The sequence below is a fragment of the Luteolibacter pohnpeiensis genome (genome assembly GCF_016595435.1).
GTDB lineage: Bacteria > Verrucomicrobiota > Verrucomicrobiia > Verrucomicrobiales > Akkermansiaceae > Luteolibacter > Luteolibacter pohnpeiensis.
In genome coordinates, this window is sequence record NZ_JAENIJ010000011.1 from 21,426 (window position 1) to 36,923 (window position 15,498).

The 15,498-nt window shown below is 52.4% G+C and carries 15 protein-coding genes; 12 read left to right on the forward strand and 3 right to left on the reverse strand.

Annotated elements, in window-relative coordinates:
- The first annotated feature begins 1 nt into the window (after position 1).
- The 5 genes from JIN85_RS08635 to JIN85_RS08655 all read left to right on the forward strand — a co-directional run bounded on the left by JIN85_RS08635 (position 2) and on the right by JIN85_RS08655 (position 6,587).
- Positions 2-1,192, forward strand: a complete 1,191-nt coding sequence (locus JIN85_RS08635) for a glycosyltransferase family 4 protein (protein WP_200269671.1) — start codon at positions 2-4, stop codon at positions 1,190-1,192.
- Positions 1,161-1,922: a PAS domain-containing protein gene (locus tag JIN85_RS08640; protein ID WP_200269673.1), complete on the forward strand. Its 762-nt coding sequence runs from the start codon at positions 1,161-1,163 to the stop codon at positions 1,920-1,922. The genes JIN85_RS08635 and JIN85_RS08640 overlap by 32 nt, the downstream gene beginning before the upstream one ends.
- Entirely contained in the window at positions 1,919-2,848 is a 930-nt protein-coding gene (locus JIN85_RS08645; RefSeq protein ID WP_267906640.1) for a glycosyltransferase, read from the forward strand. Before JIN85_RS08640 ends, JIN85_RS08645 begins: the two co-directional genes overlap by 4 nt.
- A gap of 93 nt (positions 2,849-2,941) precedes the next feature.
- Positions 2,942-4,348, forward strand: a complete 1,407-nt coding sequence (locus tag JIN85_RS08650; RefSeq protein WP_200269677.1) for a sugar transferase — start codon at positions 2,942-2,944, stop codon at positions 4,346-4,348.
- Between the two features lie 34 nt (positions 4,349-4,382).
- Positions 4,383-6,587: an O-antigen ligase family protein gene (locus tag JIN85_RS08655; RefSeq protein WP_200269679.1), complete on the forward strand. Its 2,205-nt coding sequence runs from the start codon at positions 4,383-4,385 to the stop codon at positions 6,585-6,587.
- 54 nt (positions 6,588-6,641) lie between these two features.
- Here the strand turns inward: JIN85_RS08655 and JIN85_RS08660 are convergent, their stop codons facing one another.
- Both JIN85_RS08660 and JIN85_RS08665 read right to left on the reverse strand, forming a co-directional pair.
- A complete protein-coding gene (locus JIN85_RS08660; RefSeq protein WP_200269681.1) occupies positions 6,642-7,376 on the reverse strand; it encodes an exosortase-associated EpsI family protein in 735 nt (244 codons plus the stop codon).
- Positions 7,373-8,254 (reverse strand): exosortase/archaeosortase family protein, encoded by an 882-nt coding sequence (locus tag JIN85_RS08665; protein WP_200269683.1) that lies wholly within the window; start codon positions 8,252-8,254, stop codon positions 7,373-7,375. The genes JIN85_RS08660 and JIN85_RS08665 overlap by 4 nt, the downstream gene beginning before the upstream one ends.
- 237 nt (positions 8,255-8,491) lie before the next feature.
- On the opposite strand from JIN85_RS08665, the gene JIN85_RS08670 reads away from it, so the two are divergent.
- The 5 genes from JIN85_RS08670 to JIN85_RS08690 all read left to right on the forward strand — a co-directional run bounded on the left by JIN85_RS08670 (position 8,492) and on the right by JIN85_RS08690 (position 11,664).
- Positions 8,492-9,418 carry a ribose-phosphate diphosphokinase gene (locus tag JIN85_RS08670; protein WP_200269685.1) on the forward strand — a complete coding sequence of 309 codons (927 nt, stop codon included), beginning with the start codon at positions 8,492-8,494 and terminating at the stop codon, positions 9,416-9,418.
- Between the two features lie 122 nt (positions 9,419-9,540).
- Positions 9,541-10,140 carry a 50S ribosomal protein L25 gene (locus tag JIN85_RS08675; protein WP_200269687.1) on the forward strand — a complete coding sequence of 200 codons (600 nt, stop codon included), beginning with the start codon at positions 9,541-9,543 and terminating at the stop codon, positions 10,138-10,140.
- A 110-nt stretch (positions 10,141-10,250) separates the two neighbouring features.
- Positions 10,251-10,847: an aminoacyl-tRNA hydrolase gene (pth, locus tag JIN85_RS08680; protein ID WP_200269689.1), complete on the forward strand. Its 597-nt coding sequence runs from the start codon at positions 10,251-10,253 to the stop codon at positions 10,845-10,847.
- Positions 10,837-11,124 (forward strand): 30S ribosomal protein S6, encoded by a 288-nt coding sequence (gene rpsF / locus JIN85_RS08685; RefSeq protein ID WP_200269691.1) that lies wholly within the window; start codon positions 10,837-10,839, stop codon positions 11,122-11,124. Before pth ends, rpsF begins: the two co-directional genes overlap by 11 nt.
- A gap of 75 nt (positions 11,125-11,199) precedes the next feature.
- Positions 11,200-11,664, forward strand: a complete 465-nt coding sequence (locus JIN85_RS08690; RefSeq protein WP_200269693.1) for a single-stranded DNA-binding protein — start codon at positions 11,200-11,202, stop codon at positions 11,662-11,664.
- 83 nt (positions 11,665-11,747) lie between these two features.
- On the opposite strand, the gene JIN85_RS08695 is transcribed toward JIN85_RS08690, so the two are convergent.
- On the reverse strand, positions 11,748-13,313 hold the full coding sequence (locus tag JIN85_RS08695; RefSeq protein ID WP_200269695.1) for a tetratricopeptide repeat protein: 1,566 nt from the start codon (positions 13,311-13,313) through the stop codon (positions 11,748-11,750).
- A 155-nt stretch (positions 13,314-13,468) separates the two neighbouring features.
- On the opposite strand from JIN85_RS08695, the gene JIN85_RS08700 reads away from it, so the two are divergent.
- Complete coding sequence (locus tag JIN85_RS08700) at positions 13,469-14,107, forward strand: hypothetical protein (RefSeq protein ID WP_200269697.1); 639 nt, start codon at positions 13,469-13,471, stop codon at positions 14,105-14,107.
- Between the two features lie 52 nt (positions 14,108-14,159).
- Positions 14,160-15,416: a lysophospholipid acyltransferase family protein gene (locus JIN85_RS08705; RefSeq protein ID WP_200269699.1), complete on the forward strand. Its 1,257-nt coding sequence runs from the start codon at positions 14,160-14,162 to the stop codon at positions 15,414-15,416.
- Positions 15,417-15,498 lie beyond the last annotated feature (82 nt).

A 15,498-nucleotide genomic window follows, 5' to 3' on the forward strand; every position in this document is an offset into this window, starting at 1 on the left:
CATGACTCGCCTAAACGTACTCCAAATCTTCAGCCGCTACCTCCATTATGGTGGTGAGGAAGGTAGTGTGTTTCGCATTGGTGACGCCTTACAAGCTCGTCATAATCTGGAATACTTCATCAATTCGTCCGAGGAGTTAACACGTGGTAATCTGCTACGTAAATTTACGGTTCCACTTCGCGCTTTTTATAATTATCCTATCCTAAAAACTCTCGATAAATACCAAAAGATTGGCCGTTTCGATTGTTGGCAAATCCATAATGTTTTTCCGTCGATTTCTCCAGGAGCCTACTCTTTAGCCTTTAAATTGGGCATTCCGATTATTCACTACCTTCATAACTACAAATTAGGTTGCGCCAACGGATTCATGTTCCACCATGGCAAGGAAAATCGTGACTGCATCCATGGCAATTTCTGGCCCGCCATTCGTGACAGGACATGGCATGACAGCTTCGCCCATACTGCGGTGATGGGAGGAATTCTTGCCTATTCGCGATCAAGACTAAAAGTTTTAGATAGGATTACCCGCTGGATTGCCATCAGCCAAGCACAGAAGGATATTCATGTACAGATGGGAATCCCCTCCGATCGAATCGACGTGGTTCCCCATTTTCTAAAGACTACCCCTGGCGTTTCTCCTCCTCCATTTCCAGCAAACGGGCATGGTCTTTTCGTGGGCAGACTTTCTCCCGAAAAAGGTGTGGACCGATTGCTGCACGCATGGACAAAGATCTCACCAGACCGCAAATTGGTTATCATGGGTGATGGCCCCGAAATGGAGCCACTCAAGGCGCTGACTATCAAACTTAATCTCAAGAACGTTGTTTTCACCGGATTTCTCGCTCGAAATGCTCAAGCCGAAGTTTGGAAAGAAACTGCCTTTTCAATTGTTCCATCAATTTGGCAGGAGCCCTTTGGAATGGTCGTTCTGGAGGCTTGGGCAAAAGCACGGCCTGTTGTTGCCCATTCGATCGGGGCTCTACCCGAAATCATTCGTGATGGAGAGGACGGCTTCCTAGCGGACCCTAACGCCCCTGAAGCCCTTTCTACCGCACTAGAGCGGGCTTTCTCAAATACAACGGACCTCCGCCAAATGGGTTTGACAGGACTCAATCGCCTCAACAGCGATTACAATAAACTAACATGGCTCGACCGGATCGATGATGTTTACCGAAAAGCAGGACTCCTTTGATCGGAATAGCCCAAAGCGCCGGAGTGGTTACCCACAGTGGATCTGGAATCAATTCATTCCGGCCGCGTGGTTGATTTTCGTCCTATGGGCGGATCGTCGAGTTTTCAGCGGCTTCAGTGTCGTGCCCATGACATCAATCCTGACTTTGTTCATATTCGCTATTTTGGTTGATCGGAGATGGATGGTTTTTTGGACCACCATTTATATAGGATGTGTCATCGCTAGCTTGTGGCTAGGCATGGGGCGCTGGACAAATGCTCAAGGCAACGCCGTTGCGATGCTGGCCACGCGCACCGTCAGTTCGATCACCGCAGGAACAATGGCATGCATGCTGTCACGCTTTAAAAAAAATCAAGATATCACGCGTCGGGAAACAAGCCGATTCATAAATCACTTGAGCATCCCCACGATCACGTCTGATGAAAATGGCTGGATTCTTGGGATCAACAACGCAGCTCTAGCTCTCTTTGACGACGCGGATATTCTAGGAAAGCCCTATTTTTCATTCTTCCACTCAGCATCAGAAAAGGGTCGTTCAATCCAACGTTATCTTGACCTCGTTTCTGGTGCGACACCAGGCCCAATTTCAATTGATCTAGTGGACGACAAAAACAGAAAACATGTATTCCCGTCGACTCTGAGTCGTCTAACGATCGACGGGAAAGACATCATCATCACCATGATTTATCCAACGATGGATGAACGCGACAAAGGATTTGAAGGAGAATGATATCATCGGATTCACCTAAGGAAGCATCAATCGCTGCAATTTTCGCAACCATGTCCCGGCCGGAAACCGCACTCCGGTGCGTGGAATCCCTAGCCCAACAGACACATCCTCCCGACCTAGTCGTGGTTGCGATTAATGATCCAACTGACGGAACCATAGAAGCTCTAACAAAAATCACAGACCTCCCATTCAGATTGAACCTTCACCACATGGCTTCAAACCGAGGAAATGCTGGAGGAATTGAAGAGGCCATGGAGATTGCCTTTCACTCTGGAGTCGATGCCGCCTGGATTTTGGATGACGACTCATGGCCGCAAAAAGGTGCCTTACAAGCCATCCATGAATCCGGTTTTCAACCTGAAATTGTAAAGCACGCTCAGCAACTGGATCCCGCAACAAGTCGCCTAACTTGGCCACTTCCCTTTTTTGATGAGAATCGAAATTGGAAGCTGGCATGGAAGCCGGAAGATTTACCGAATCAATTGGTATGCAATACCACCGCCGCTTGGACCGGTGCAGTCATTACCAGGAAAATCTATGAAGATGTTGGACCTGTAAACGGTGAACTATTCATTCGGGGTGAAGATGAGGAATACCCGTGGCGCATCGGAAAGGCTGGATATCGATTCCAATTGGTGAAAAACGCCATCATGGATCATCCAGGTCCAAAAAACCTCCTGAAGTGGTCATTTCTTGGAAAAAATCTGTTCTTTGAAAAAAAACTCCCGGACTGGAAACTCCATTACAAAGTTCGCAACATGGTCTGGCTAAAGAAAAAGCAATCAGGCAATCTGAAAGCACTCATGATGGCTTTGAGCTACTTGGGAGTTGCCATATTGATCGACGGCCCAGGCAGGATTCCCCTGCTCATACGCGCCATTTCAGACGGCTGGAAAGGAAAACTGGGAAAAATTCCCACCACCTGAGAAGGCAAATTCTGTCAGCACTCCTGCATTGATCCGTTAGGAATTTGATCCATGATCCCGCTGCACTAACTATATTGAACCATTTCATTTCGCATGGCTCTTAGCCGAAAAGAATCATTTGTAACCCAAGTTCTCCAGCTCCTCGATGCATTTCTCGTTTGGCTTGCATTTTGGATCGGAGGAGAAATACGGGATGTAATCCGTGGCTACATGGGCCTCGGTGTCGAGGATGAAGCAGTTTGGGAGTCAATGCGTTGGGTCCTGCTTATCGCAGTGCCATTTACACCGCTCGTCCTTGAAAGATTCCGGTTCTATAACCGTCTCCGCTTGAAAACCACGCGAGCCGCGGTTTGGCAATTAATTCAAGCCCTTTTAGTCATTGGGCTTTTGATCAGCATGATTGCAGTATTTGCCAAATTGATCGATGCACGCCGATTGATTTTAGGAACTGGACTCATAGCCGTTTTCCTTCTCCTCCTAGCAAGAGATCGCCTAACCAAAGTCTGGCTGAATAGCAAATCTTTGAGGGAATCAGACAAAGAGCGCATCTTACTTGCTGGCTCTGAGGAAGGAGTTGAAGAATTTTTGGATCAAGTGGACCCGGAGGTTTTGTCCAGTTGGAACATTGTGGATCGATTTGATCTAACAAGCAGATCGGTCGACGACCTCTTCCAGCTCTTAAAGGGAGAATCCGTAGGGCGAGTGATTTTTTCTGCAAAACACACCGAGTTCGACAAGGTCGCCCAAGCTGTAGAAGCATGCGAGCTCCAAGGCGTCGAAGCATGGATTTCAGCTTCATTTATCCGGTCTCAGATTGCTAGACCTGTCTTCGATGCTGTCGGCTCCAAGCCGATGCTCGTTCTCCGGTCAACCCCGGAGCTCTCCTGGGAATTGATGTTCAAAGGGCTCATCGATATCGTAGGAGCAGCCGCTTTGCTTACTCTCGCCCTCCCCTTTTGCATTGTCGCCGCCATCGGAATCAAGATCACCAGTCCAGGCGCTCCTGTGCTATTTTCCCAGATGCGAGCAGGTTCTTACGGAAAACCATTCCGTATGTGGAAATTCCGCACCATGGTTGCCAATGCCGAGGAGCTGCTCCAAAAAATCAAGGAAGACCACGGAAATCAAATGGATGGCCCGGTGTTCAAACTTGATCGGGATCCGCGAATTTTTCCATTCGGTGCGTTCCTGAGAAAACTCAGTATCGATGAAATCCCGCAGCTTTTGAATGTTCTGTTAGGAGATATGAGTTTGGTTGGACCTCGACCACTTCCTCTTTATGAAGTCGATGCCTTTTGCGAGATTTCGCACCGTCGGAGACTTAGCATGAAGCCTGGAATCACTTGTGTTTGGCAAGCCGGGGGACGTAACAAAATCACGAATTTCGATGAATGGGTTAAAATGGACCTCGATTATATCGATAACTGGTCCCTATGGTTGGATTTCAAAATTCTAGTCAAAACCATTCCTGCCGTCCTTTTAGGAAAAGGTGCAAAATAACCACCACTGCTGAAGAAACCTGGTTGGATACCCGATGAATATCATACCTACCGTGCTGCTGGGGATTTCTTTAATCCTGGCAGTCGTAATTGGCCCTCAAATGCGGAGCTGGACCTGGGGTCCAGCTCTTTTTGTTCTGGGACTTGCGATCTTATCTGCTTTACCTGCTGTTTGGAAGAAACAGGAACGTCTGTCACTTCCAGGTTTACTTGGATTCGGGATAATGATGGTGGCCTGGTTTACTTGGCGCGCTTTCGCTTCCCCCGTGCATGAATTCGCGATCGCAGACCTCATGTTGTTAGGCGGTGCGGCGGGGTCTTTCATCGTAACTCGAACGATTTCGAATTCCGTGATGGCGGAAAGGATTCTCGTTTGGACGATCGCGGGCCTTCTACTTGCCAGTGTCGGCATTATCATCAAACAGGTTGGTGACCCGAGCTATAATCCGGTTTTTCCAACGCGCAGCACAGATTTGCCAGCTGGCTTCTTTCGTCATTATAATGATGGGGCCAATTTCCTAGTAGGCTCCTCACTAGTTCTTGCAGGCGCAGCTCTCTTCGGTCGCCAGGGGGCTATTACGAAATCCATTTGGGGATTAATCGCGCTGGCCGGATTATTTGCCGTTTACTGGACAAGATCCCGGGGTGGAATTTTAGCAGCTGGCCTAGGTGCAGGGAGCTTTGTAGGAATGGCCCTAATCGTCGGTAAACGGCGGAATAGCTCTTGGTTCATTCCGATCGCACTCTCCTTTCCCGTAATTCTCTTAGCACTTGGTTATTTTGCCTATCGTGGACTGTCCGACGCTCAGGAAAAACGATTTTCATCCAAAGTTGAGGCCGTCGTTGATAACCCAATCCGTCTTTACTTGTTAAGCACTGCAGTAACCTGCATCTCAGAACATCCGATCCAAGGAGGGGGAAGCAGAAGCTTCAGTTGGGAATGCTTCCGCGCCTGGGACCATGAAGCTTATGGATATTCGGACAGAAGGCCCGAACAGGTCCATAATGAGATCATGCAAGCTGCAACCGACTATGGTCTTGTAGGAGTTTTGCTTTTGATCGGATTCATCGGGACCATTTTAGTTGGAGCGATTCTTCGCTGTTTATTCAGTGACCTGTCTTCTGTTTACCCAGTTTCTACAGAAGCACTTTGGGTGGGGGGATTCGCCGGATTCAGCGGGATGTTTGTCCAGTCATGCTTCTCCTTCGTTTTTCATCTCCTGCCAGGTGCAATGTTGCTAGGAATCTGTCTCGCGCGCGCCTCGCACTTACCGCCTGCTGATATTAAAAAAAGTGCTGCGATTTCGAAATCGATCATCACCGTGCTATCGTTGGGCATCGCGGCATTCCTGATTCCTATATCTTGGAAAGCCACCCAGGTTTTGACGGTGATGTGGCCGACATTTACCGCCCCACCAGATTCGGTTCCAGCTGACCAGAAACTTAAAGCGTTGAAGGAGGCTGCCACGATTCAACCCGAGGCCGTATTTTACCGGGAAATGGGAATGCTGCATCAAAGCGAAATGGAAAAATCCCCAGGTTCCGCCGCTTCGCGAGAATCGCTGACCGAGGCGTTGGCAGATTACACCAAGGCAGAAAATCTTCATCCATTCGATCCACTTACAACAGTCAATCGAGCCAATCTACTAAGCTTCAAAGGTGACGACCACGCTGCCGAGGACGAATTCAAGCGGGCGGCTTTTCTGCAAGGCGGAATGGAATCGAGCTTCCGATCCTACTACTATTACGCACAACATTTGATTCAAAAAGCAGAGCGGCAACTTTCGAATGGCAACCCCGATGCCGCGTTTGCTTCCGCGTCTGATGCTTCTCAACAGGTCAGCATGGTTGCAAAAGAGATGGGATGGTTCATGCGACATTATGAAGGTATGAAAATCAAGCTGGATGCATTGCTGGCCCAAGGCTCTAGCAGTGAAGCGGCGAATCGCCCTCAAGATGCTCTTTCCTACTACAAAGCAGCTGCGGAAATCCCGATTCCATCAGATGCAAAATGGAAAGCTGGTGTGCTCCTGATGAATGAGGGCAAGACCGCTTATTCGAAACGAAATCCAGAAATTGCACTACGTGATTACCTGGAAGCTTTGAATTATCTTAAGGCTGCCCCGATACCCAACAAGGTTCCAAGGGATTTAAAAGGCGAATATGTCTCTTATCTCAATCGATCGATCGAGTTCTTGAGAGGGGCAAAAATCGAACCCGCTAAAGCAGACGCTAAATAGTCATTTCTGCCAGTGGTGTTAGACCGCGACCCTGGGTAACACCAGGCACACCAATCAGGATTTGATCTGATCCCAGTCGATCTGCTCTTCCAGTAAGTCTGTTAGGAAGGACTGCAGTTTTTGATCTGCCTCGGCTTCCGTAACAGTCAAATCAGCACCGGCATAAGGAATTTTTCCAAACCACATGGAACTTGAGACGTAAGCCCAACGTTGATCCATCCCCCTGACCAGCCGATCTTTCATATCGACAAAAGTCCGAGTCAAATGGTCATAAACCAGCTGATCATGGCCGACGAAGAAGTAGTAGGTTACGCAATTTAAATCAAAACCCTGCTTCCGGTCATCCGATGTGGTTACCCTTTGGACGGATAAGAGTCGGCGCATGGTAACTTCTTTACCATCTTTCAAGTTCACTTTTACGTCTGAGGAAGAGAGAATCGTATGTCCTTGGGCAGGCATGCAACGCTCAGGACGGTGAATTGAATTGTTCAGATCGTATCCGGATAATACAATCGATAAATCGACGCGATCACACACTGGATTGCCGTCCGATGTCCATTCGCCAGGCCTTGGCTTCAGGCAAATCGCTTTCGCAAATTGAGTATCTTTGGCTAAAACTTCCAGCTCCTTTTGACTCGGCGGAATACGTTTTAATACCCACTTCCCAGAAAAATTGGGGAGAGACATGCTAATTGCAGATTGGGCAATTGCACCAGCTTGAGGCAGTAAGTATACAGCCGATAATGTTCCGGCTAAAAATAAGGGAAGGATCAATAGCCTGAATTTCATGCCTCTGTTAGATTTGAATTTGGGGCTTGCTCATTTTTGATCACTACACGTCTGAGCACTTTCTTGCCACCCTTTTGCTTCCATGGGAGCCCTCCTTCCAAAAGGGAATGGACAGCAAATAATGACAATAGCGAAAACGGATAAAACAGCAGCAACCCAGACCAGTCATGCCATGTTGTCCGGGCCCATTGCGCATCACCATACTCCGCAATCACGAATATCGAGATCACTCTCAGTGCGTTCCCGATGATTGCCAATGGGAACGCCATAAAAAACAACACCCCACGCTTCCAAAAAGCCATCTTCGCCACATAGGCCCATGCAGCGGAAACCATAATCAACGCCATGAGTGAGCGAATCCCACTACAGCCACCCGCTATATCCAGTGGCTCCCAATTCCCTTTCACAGGCAAAACCTTCGAGCCCTCAGTATAAGTTTCTACTCCGAACAAACTCGACCCATGATGGGCAAGTGAAGTCGCCAGCATCTGAAGCTGAGTCGTCGCTTGCTGGAATGATGGCAAAGGCACAGCCAGCCAAAGGAAGAACAGCGGAAAAAGGAGCAATCGTGATGTTCTCCATCCCCAGAAGTAAAGGCCACATCCCCAAAGCACGAAGGGCAAGGCACCACCTGCTATCCGCGGCTGTAAGGTCCGATAAGCCACCGTGTAGAGGAGAGCGCCGATGAATACTGAGGCCAAGCCCCAGTTACTCCCCTTCCCGACAGATGCACGAAGCGCCTTGAAATTAAAAATGATCAGCCCGATCGCAACGAGTGGCACCAATGGGCCGTGTTCATAACCGGTTTCCGAGTTCCAAGCGCCTTTGAGCCAAACGAAAAGGGATTGATCGCGATTGGCGTTGTAGCGAGGCGTCACTCCGAAAAACCAGAGGACAATCAGAGCAGATGCGACCAATACACCCCACTCAAACAGCCCCCAGCTGAGCTGAGACTTAGAATTGGCATGCTGGGCGTCCTGAGAGGGCGCCCTATTTGTTGAAGGAGAGTCAGACAAAATCGCCCATGGGTTGAGTTCTCGGAAAGGAAATCGCGCAAAGTATTGCCGACCGGCTCAGCCGTGTCAACAATCCCTCCCGCCCCGCCCGACTTGCTCATGAAACTTATCAGTGGAACCGCTCATCGCTCGCTCGCAGAACGCATCGCCGAAAACCTTGGACAACCGCTTGCGGACGTCCATGTGACGGCCTTTCCGGATGGCGAAACATTCGTCAAAATCAACGAAAACATCCGCGGGGCTGACGTGTTCATCATCCAGCCATCCTGCCCTCCTACCAACCACAATATCATGGAGTTACTGATCATGGTGGATGCCGCACGCCGCGCCAGCGCGGAGCGGATCACCGCCGTGATGCCGTTCTTCGGCTATGCCCGCCAGGATCGGAAAGATCAACCGCGTGTGCCGATCACCGCCAAGCTCGTAGCCAACCTGCTCACCTCCGCCGGCGTGAACCGGGTCCTCACCATGGATCTCCACGCTCCGCAAATTCAGGGATTTTTTGATATTCCCGTCGATCATCTCTACGCAAAATCCGCACTCATTTCCCATCTTAGAGAGCGTCACCCGGACGCTTCGAACCTGACCGTGGTCTCGCCCGATGTCGGCGGTGTCAAAATGGCCCGCGCCTACGCGGACGCGCTCGGCGCCGAGCTCGCCATTGTCGCGAAACACCGCATTTCTGCGACTCGAGTGGAAGCGATGAACGTCATCGGCGAGGTCGAAGGTCGCGATGTCCTGTTGGTCGACGACATGACCGAAACTGCCGGAACGCTCACAGCGGCAGCGGATATCCTTCATAAACACGGTGCCCGACGGGTATTTGCGGGCGTTTCGCATGCAATTCTCGGCGATATCGGCCACGAGCGGTTGAAAAATTCCTCCATTGAGGAACTGATCACGACCGATTCCGTTCCGCAGGCAAGCGGGCCAAAAGTCGTGACTGTTGGCATCGCTCCCCTGCTGGCCGAGGCCATCAGCCGGATCGGCGGCGGTCAGTCGATTACCTCCCTCTTTAGCGTCTAATCAGAAATTTTAAAAAATCGCCGCGAACAAATTTTTGACAAGCGCGCGGTCACCCGCTACACACCGCGCCCCGTCCGGTTTCCAAACTCCGGCATCAGCTCAACACCAACGCCCTTTCCGTCATGGCCAAGAAGACATCACTTAAAGCAGCTCCCCGCGCACGCAGCGGCTCCGGACGCCTCAAACAAATGCGCCGCGAAGGTTGGCTCCCATCCGTCATTTACGGACGTGGCACTGAGCCAAAGAACCTGAAAGTCGACTTCAAGACTTTCAACGAACTGTTGGCTCACAGCAGCTCGGAGAACATTCTCATCAACCTGAACGTCGAAGGTGAAGGCACACTGCTCGCCTTCCTCAAAACCGTTCAGCACGACCCCATCACCAGTGCTCCTCTGCATGCTGACTTCCTGGCGATCGACGAAAAGACCGAGATCACCGCGCACATTCCTGCTCACCTCAACGGTGAAGCGCCTGGCGTGAAAGCCGGCGGCATCCTTGAGCAATACGTGCACTCGATCGAAATCACCTGCTTGCCAAACGATCTCCCTGAAACCATCGAGATCGACGTGACCGGCATGGGCGAAGGCGCTTCCCTGCACATCAGCGAAGTCAGCTTCCCGAAAGGTGTCACTCCGACTCACGCTGGTGACGTTGTCGTGGCTCACATCGGCAAGACCGGTGCTGCGATTTCCGAAGAAGCTTCGGAAGCTGCTGCCGTCTAATTCGACGATTTTTTTTCAAAACGCCCGGGCCGCCAACTGTGCGACCCGGGCGTTTTTTGTTTTTTCTTTCCACCCTTGATCCGCGGATTCAACGCATCACAAGCTCCCCCATGTTCAATCTCATCGTCGGATTGGGAAATCCCGGCCGCCAGTACGAAGAAACCCGGCACAATGTTGGCTTCATGCTGCTGGACCAGCTCGCCTCCGGTTCCGGCGCGGTTTTTCAGTCGGTGCCGAAATGGCAAAGTCATCTCGCCAAAATCCCCGGCGACGGCGCCATTTTACTCAAACCGCAGACATTCATGAACTTGAGCGGCCGCGCCATTCATCAAATCCTGTCATTTTACAAATGGCAGCCGGATCAAATGCTGGTGGTTTACGACGATGTGTCACTGCCACTCGGGACGCTGAGGTTTCGCGAAAAAGGGTCAGCCGGCGGACACAATGGCATCAAGTCCATCATCCAGCATCTGCACACCGATCAATTCCCGCGATTGAAAATCGGCATCGGAGCCAGCCAGCCGGGGGAAATGGTGGGGCACGTTCTGGGCAAGTTCGCGCCCGATGAGCGGCCGTTGCTCGAAAACACGCTTGCCACCGCGCTTTCTGCCGTTCAGGTTGCGCGTTCCCAAGGCATCGCCATCGCGGCGAACCGCTTTCACACCCGAGCCAAACCAACCATCACTCCGAATCCTGATGAGCCGTAAATATCAAGGTCTGATCATTCTCAACGCCAAGGCCATCGATGGCACTGTTGAAGACACCATCACCTCCATTTCGAAAGATCTCGAAACCGAAGGCGCAAAAATCGAAAACGTGAACGCCATGGGTCGCCGCGAATTCGCTTACCCTTCCAACCACCTTGAAGCCGGTCACTACGTTGATTTCACTTTCTCCGTGGAGCCTGCATCGATCGCCAAGATCAAAAGCCGCCTCAGCTTGAACGAAACCGTTCACCTTCAGCAATATCAGCGTATCGCTTGATGCTAGGGACGGGCGGGATGGTTAATGCCTCCCGCTCCCCAACTGCTGTAAAAACCCCCAAAGCAATCCTTCGTCATGGCCAATTTGAATAAAGTCATGCTCATCGGGAATCTGACCCGAGATCCCGAACTGCGCTACACGCCCAAGGGCACTGCGGTGGCGGACATCGCCCTCGCCATCAACCGGGTCTGGAACAACGAGCAGAACCAGAGACAGGAGGAAACCACCTTCGTGGACATCACCCTTTGGGGTCGGCAAGCCGAGCTGGCGCAGCAATATCTCACGAAAGGCCGCGGAGCCTATGTCGAGGGTCGTCTGCAAATGGACACCTGGGATGACAAGCAAACCGGGCAAAAGCGCAGCAAACTGAAAGTCGTCGCGGAATCGCTCCAGTTTTTACCCGATGGCGGAGCCAGAACTGGCAACGCTCCTGCAGGCGGAATGATGGGCGGAACAGCCCGTCCACCTCAGCAACGCCCACAAGGCGCATCAGCTGCGCCGCCGGACGATTTCACCGAGGACGACGACATTCCTTTCTAAAGCGAACCCGCGATACTCGCCATTTTTCCAAGCCCAGGAGCGCGTCCCATGATGCAGCCCTGGGCTTTTTTGTCAGGATTTGCTCACTGATCACCCGGCATGGTTTCAGGAGTGCGAATCTCCTGCATCAGCTCATTTGCAACCGTTGCCACGTTGCTTTGGGGATAATCGCGACCGATTTTTTCAAGCGCTGCCAACGCCGCCTGATCTTCGCGCTCCGCGTGATGCACCACCGCGCGTTCATACAGCGCAAAGGGCAGAAGCGGATTCGCGGAAAAATCCGGGTATGCCTTCACGAAGGAATCCAGCAATCCCCCAGCTCGCTGCCATTCGCGCAATGCAGCAGCCGTCACGGCCTGCAAAAACCGGGTCGGCCTGGCATAACGACTCTGCGGGTATTTTTTAACATGCTCATCCAGAATCGGTTCCGCCAGATCGTAATTCCCTTTGTAGTAGTAGGAAGCGCCGAGCACATGGGTGCAGAAGTCCATCCGCTCGCCATCTGCGGGCAAGCTTTGGATTAACGGTGGAACCAGCTCGATGCAGGCGGTGTAGTCACCTTGGTCGAACAAGGCCGCCACCAAATTCTGCTTCACGGCAGGCACTTGATCGGAATCCGGAAATTCGGCGAGAAATTGCCGACATACCTTCGCCCGTTCTTCCAAAGGCTGCTCGGCCACAGCTCCCAAGCGGATCAAATTGAGCAAGTTCGACTCTCGATTCTGCACCTTCGGAAACTCCGACACCATTTCGGCGTAGTCGGCACAGGCTGCTTTCAAATCCTGCGACTTTTCGTGAATCAAGGCGGAAACGCTCAAACGCGCCAAGCGCATGGATTCATCAGCAGAACCATCGGCTGCAGGTAACAAGCTGATCAGGATCGCAGCAGACTCCACGAAATTTGCCTCTGCCGCATCAGCCGAAAGCTTGATGAAAATTTGCTGCGATTCCACCGGCCTAACGAGGTCACCTGCCAGGTCCGTGCGGTTTTTACGGAGAAAATCCAGCAAAGCAGGTTCGTTGCCGCCTTTGATGGCAGCCGATACCAATAAATCGACGCCAGTGATGATTCCCGCGCTCGGAGTGGGAAATACCTGTCGGTTCCGCAGCGCGACCTCCAGGTTGCCGTTCCCTTCCGGGATTTGTCCGAGGTGGTAATGGCAGACGGCCTGATTGATGAAAAATGCGCCGCGCGGGTAATCGTCGCGATTCGCCACCCGTTCTTCGCTGAATTTGGTGAATTGCTGGAGAGCCAGATTCCATTCACCCGCACCCATTTCCGCCTCACCACATTTCAGCAAGGCGAGCTTTTCATAGGGATTATCAGTCCCATTCCGGTTCGGAAAGTCCTTGTAGCAGGTGCTGAACGAGGCAACCGCATCCTGCCAGCGCTCCATTTTGATCTCACACAGCCCTTTGCGGTAGTAGATCACGCCAAATTGAGGCCCGAAGCGGCTCAACGCTTCTTTTTTGGGAAACTGATCTGTCGCCCGTTTCAGCAAGGCATGAGCCTCCTGCCACTGACCTCCTTGCATAGCCGTCAACGATTCCGTCGCCAAAACGGCCAAATCCGGGTCAGCTGCGGCTGCGACAGCGGTAGTCGCCATCAGCGCACCTGAACTCAGGGCGTATGATCGATGAAACTGCATGGGTGGGAGCGAAAACCAAACCGATTTCCTGCTTCATGAAGCCTGGTTGCGGTTCGGAATGCAAGACGGAATCCTTCTGCCACGGATCGGTCTGAACCTGTGATCTGCGCCACCAGCCTTGCCAATCGGGCAGCCAGCGCTTAGCAAATCCCACCATGGCCGACGCAAACATGATCAATCCGCTGAAGCCTTCATGGCGGCGAACTCTCGGGCGGGTGATCCTGATCTGTGCGGGGTCTGTGGCGATTTTGTTTCCGGCCTGGCTGCCGAATCAAAAAAACGAACCGATCGAGCGCGGCACCGTCGAATTGTTGCAGGCGGCGCTTTTGGCTGCTTCTGCAGCGGTTTTGCTCGGTGCGCTTCCTCATGCTGGGAGCAACCGCGCGGTCTGCCGCATGCTTTCGTTTTTCCTGCTCGCAGCCTTTGTTGGCGAGATTGAGGACTTTGTTTCCGGCATTCTGGGTTGGAAATTTCCGGAAGTCTGGGTCATCGGAATCCTGCTGCTGTGTGCGTTGATCACCGCCATGCGACACCGAAAGGTAGTGGTCCGATTCTTTGGCAGCATGGGAAATCACGCCGCATCCGGCTTGGTCGGCGCCGCACTTTTGATCATCTACGTCTTCGATCGGGTCATTGGCAGCCGCCGGTTTTGGAAAGCCGCTCTGGGAGATGCCTTTTCGCCATCGGTGCCGACGATTTGCGTGAGCTACCTCGAATTGCTCGCCTGTTACCTGATTTTCATCGGTTCCATCGGCTTTGCCATCACCCTGGCGCGCAGATCGGAGGGGGAGTAGGTCGCAACAAGGCCTTGCCAGCCACCGGCAGTGGAACTACCAAACATCCGAAGTGCCCCGCAAAACACCGGTAAATCGTTCGAAAATCCTGAAGTGGCGGCTGGAATGGCTGGCCCAGCTGGCATTCGAGCGGCTCGCTTCACTTTTGTCCGGTCCCGCCGTTTTTCGGGTAGGAGAAACGCTGGGAGATCTGGCGTGGCGGCTGATGCGATCCCGCCGCCAGATTGTGCTACGGAATCTGCGAATCGCGTTTTACGGCGAGCATGAGCTGCCTGCCTTGGAAAGCATGGTCCGGCAGATTTTTCGCCGCACCGGCGCAAATCTGTTTTCCGCGCTGCACACGGCAAAACTCAATGTCGACCAAGTCGATCGCATCGTCTCGGTGGATAATCCAGAAGTGGCCCAAGAAGCATTTCAGCAAAGCCGAGGCCTCATCACCCTGCCGTCCCACATGGGAAACTGGGAAGTTCTGACGCGGATCAAACGCAAATTTCCCCCAGGCCATCAAATCGGCGCGTTTTACCGCCCCCTGAACAACCCGTATTTGAACCAGCGGATCGTTGCCCAGCGGGAGGCGGAAGGGTCGAGATTGTTTTCGAAATTCGAGAGTTTTCACCAGGCCACCACTTTCGTCAAAGAAGGCGGAGTCCTCGGTATTTTGGCCGATCAACGCACCGGCCTCAGTGGCAAGCCAATCCCATTTTTCGGCCGCCTCACCCGTGTCAGCCCGCTGCCCTCTCTGCTGGCACGGCGCAGCAAAACCGAGGTTCTGGCCATGTCACTCACTACGGATTCACCCGGAAAATGGCGACTGCGCTATCATCCCGTAGAGGATCGCGCCAGCACGGCGAGCTGCATGAAAAGCATCGAGGAAGCCATGAAAGTGAGCCCCATCGATGTCTTCTGGATGCAGGAACGCTGGCGGGTGATGGTTCGCCCCAGACGCACGATCCGTGAATGGCTGGGGGAGGATTCGCCCTGCGGCGAAAAACCACACCGTGCGCTTCTCTGGCTCGCTGGTGCTCCGGAATCCTGGAAATTATCGGAAAACTGGACCCATCCGGATGTGAACTACGAGTTCGTGCTCGCACCCGGCCAACCGTCACCCGATTGGCTGCCGGCCGATGCTGTCATTCATCACACTCCGACAGGTGGCACGATGAAGTCCTTCGCTCGCGAAATTTTCCGCATCGACCGGGCGCACCCGCTTCCAATCGACTACATCCTGACATCGCGCGCGCCGGAGCCACTGGTGAAGGCCGCCAAGTCGCAAAGCATTTCCATCGTTTCGCTTCGATCCAAGACCTGAGATCAAGCTGAGATATCCACCTTGCAATCAGCCCCGAACTCGAAAAGGGTGGCCCATCCCGGCCATTGCGGTAAGGGATTTC

Excerpts from the sequence above, each read along its gene's own strand:
- JIN85_RS08675 (WP_200269687.1), top strand. The coding sequence starts at position 9,541 with ATGGCCAAGAAGACATCACTTAAAGCAGCTCCCCGCGCACGCAGCGGC.
- JIN85_RS08660 (WP_200269681.1), bottom strand. The coding sequence starts at position 7,376 with ATGAAATTCAGGCTATTGATCCTTCCCTTATTTTTAGCCGGAACATTA.
- JIN85_RS08690 (WP_200269693.1), top strand. The coding sequence starts at position 11,200 with ATGGCCAATTTGAATAAAGTCATGCTCATCGGGAATCTGACCCGAGAT.
- JIN85_RS08700 (WP_200269697.1), top strand. The coding sequence starts at position 13,469 with ATGGCCGACGCAAACATGATCAATCCGCTGAAGCCTTCATGGCGGCGA.
- pth (WP_200269689.1), top strand. The coding sequence starts at position 10,251 with ATGTTCAATCTCATCGTCGGATTGGGAAATCCCGGCCGCCAGTACGAA.
- JIN85_RS08635 (WP_200269671.1), top strand. The coding sequence starts at position 2 with ATGACTCGCCTAAACGTACTCCAAATCTTCAGCCGCTACCTCCATTAT.
- JIN85_RS08670 (WP_200269685.1), top strand. The coding sequence starts at position 8,492 with ATGAAACTTATCAGTGGAACCGCTCATCGCTCGCTCGCAGAACGCATC.
- JIN85_RS08640 (WP_200269673.1), top strand. The coding sequence starts at position 1,161 with ATGATGTTTACCGAAAAGCAGGACTCCTTTGATCGGAATAGCCCAAAG.
- JIN85_RS08695 (WP_200269695.1), bottom strand. The coding sequence starts at position 13,313 with ATGCAGTTTCATCGATCATACGCCCTGAGTTCAGGTGCGCTGATGGCG.
- JIN85_RS08650 (WP_200269677.1), top strand. The coding sequence starts at position 2,942 with ATGGCTCTTAGCCGAAAAGAATCATTTGTAACCCAAGTTCTCCAGCTC.
- rpsF (WP_200269691.1), top strand. The coding sequence starts at position 10,837 with ATGAGCCGTAAATATCAAGGTCTGATCATTCTCAACGCCAAGGCCATC.
- JIN85_RS08645 (WP_267906640.1), top strand. The coding sequence starts at position 1,919 with ATGATATCATCGGATTCACCTAAGGAAGCATCAATCGCTGCAATTTTC.
- JIN85_RS08655 (WP_200269679.1), top strand. The coding sequence starts at position 4,383 with ATGAATATCATACCTACCGTGCTGCTGGGGATTTCTTTAATCCTGGCA.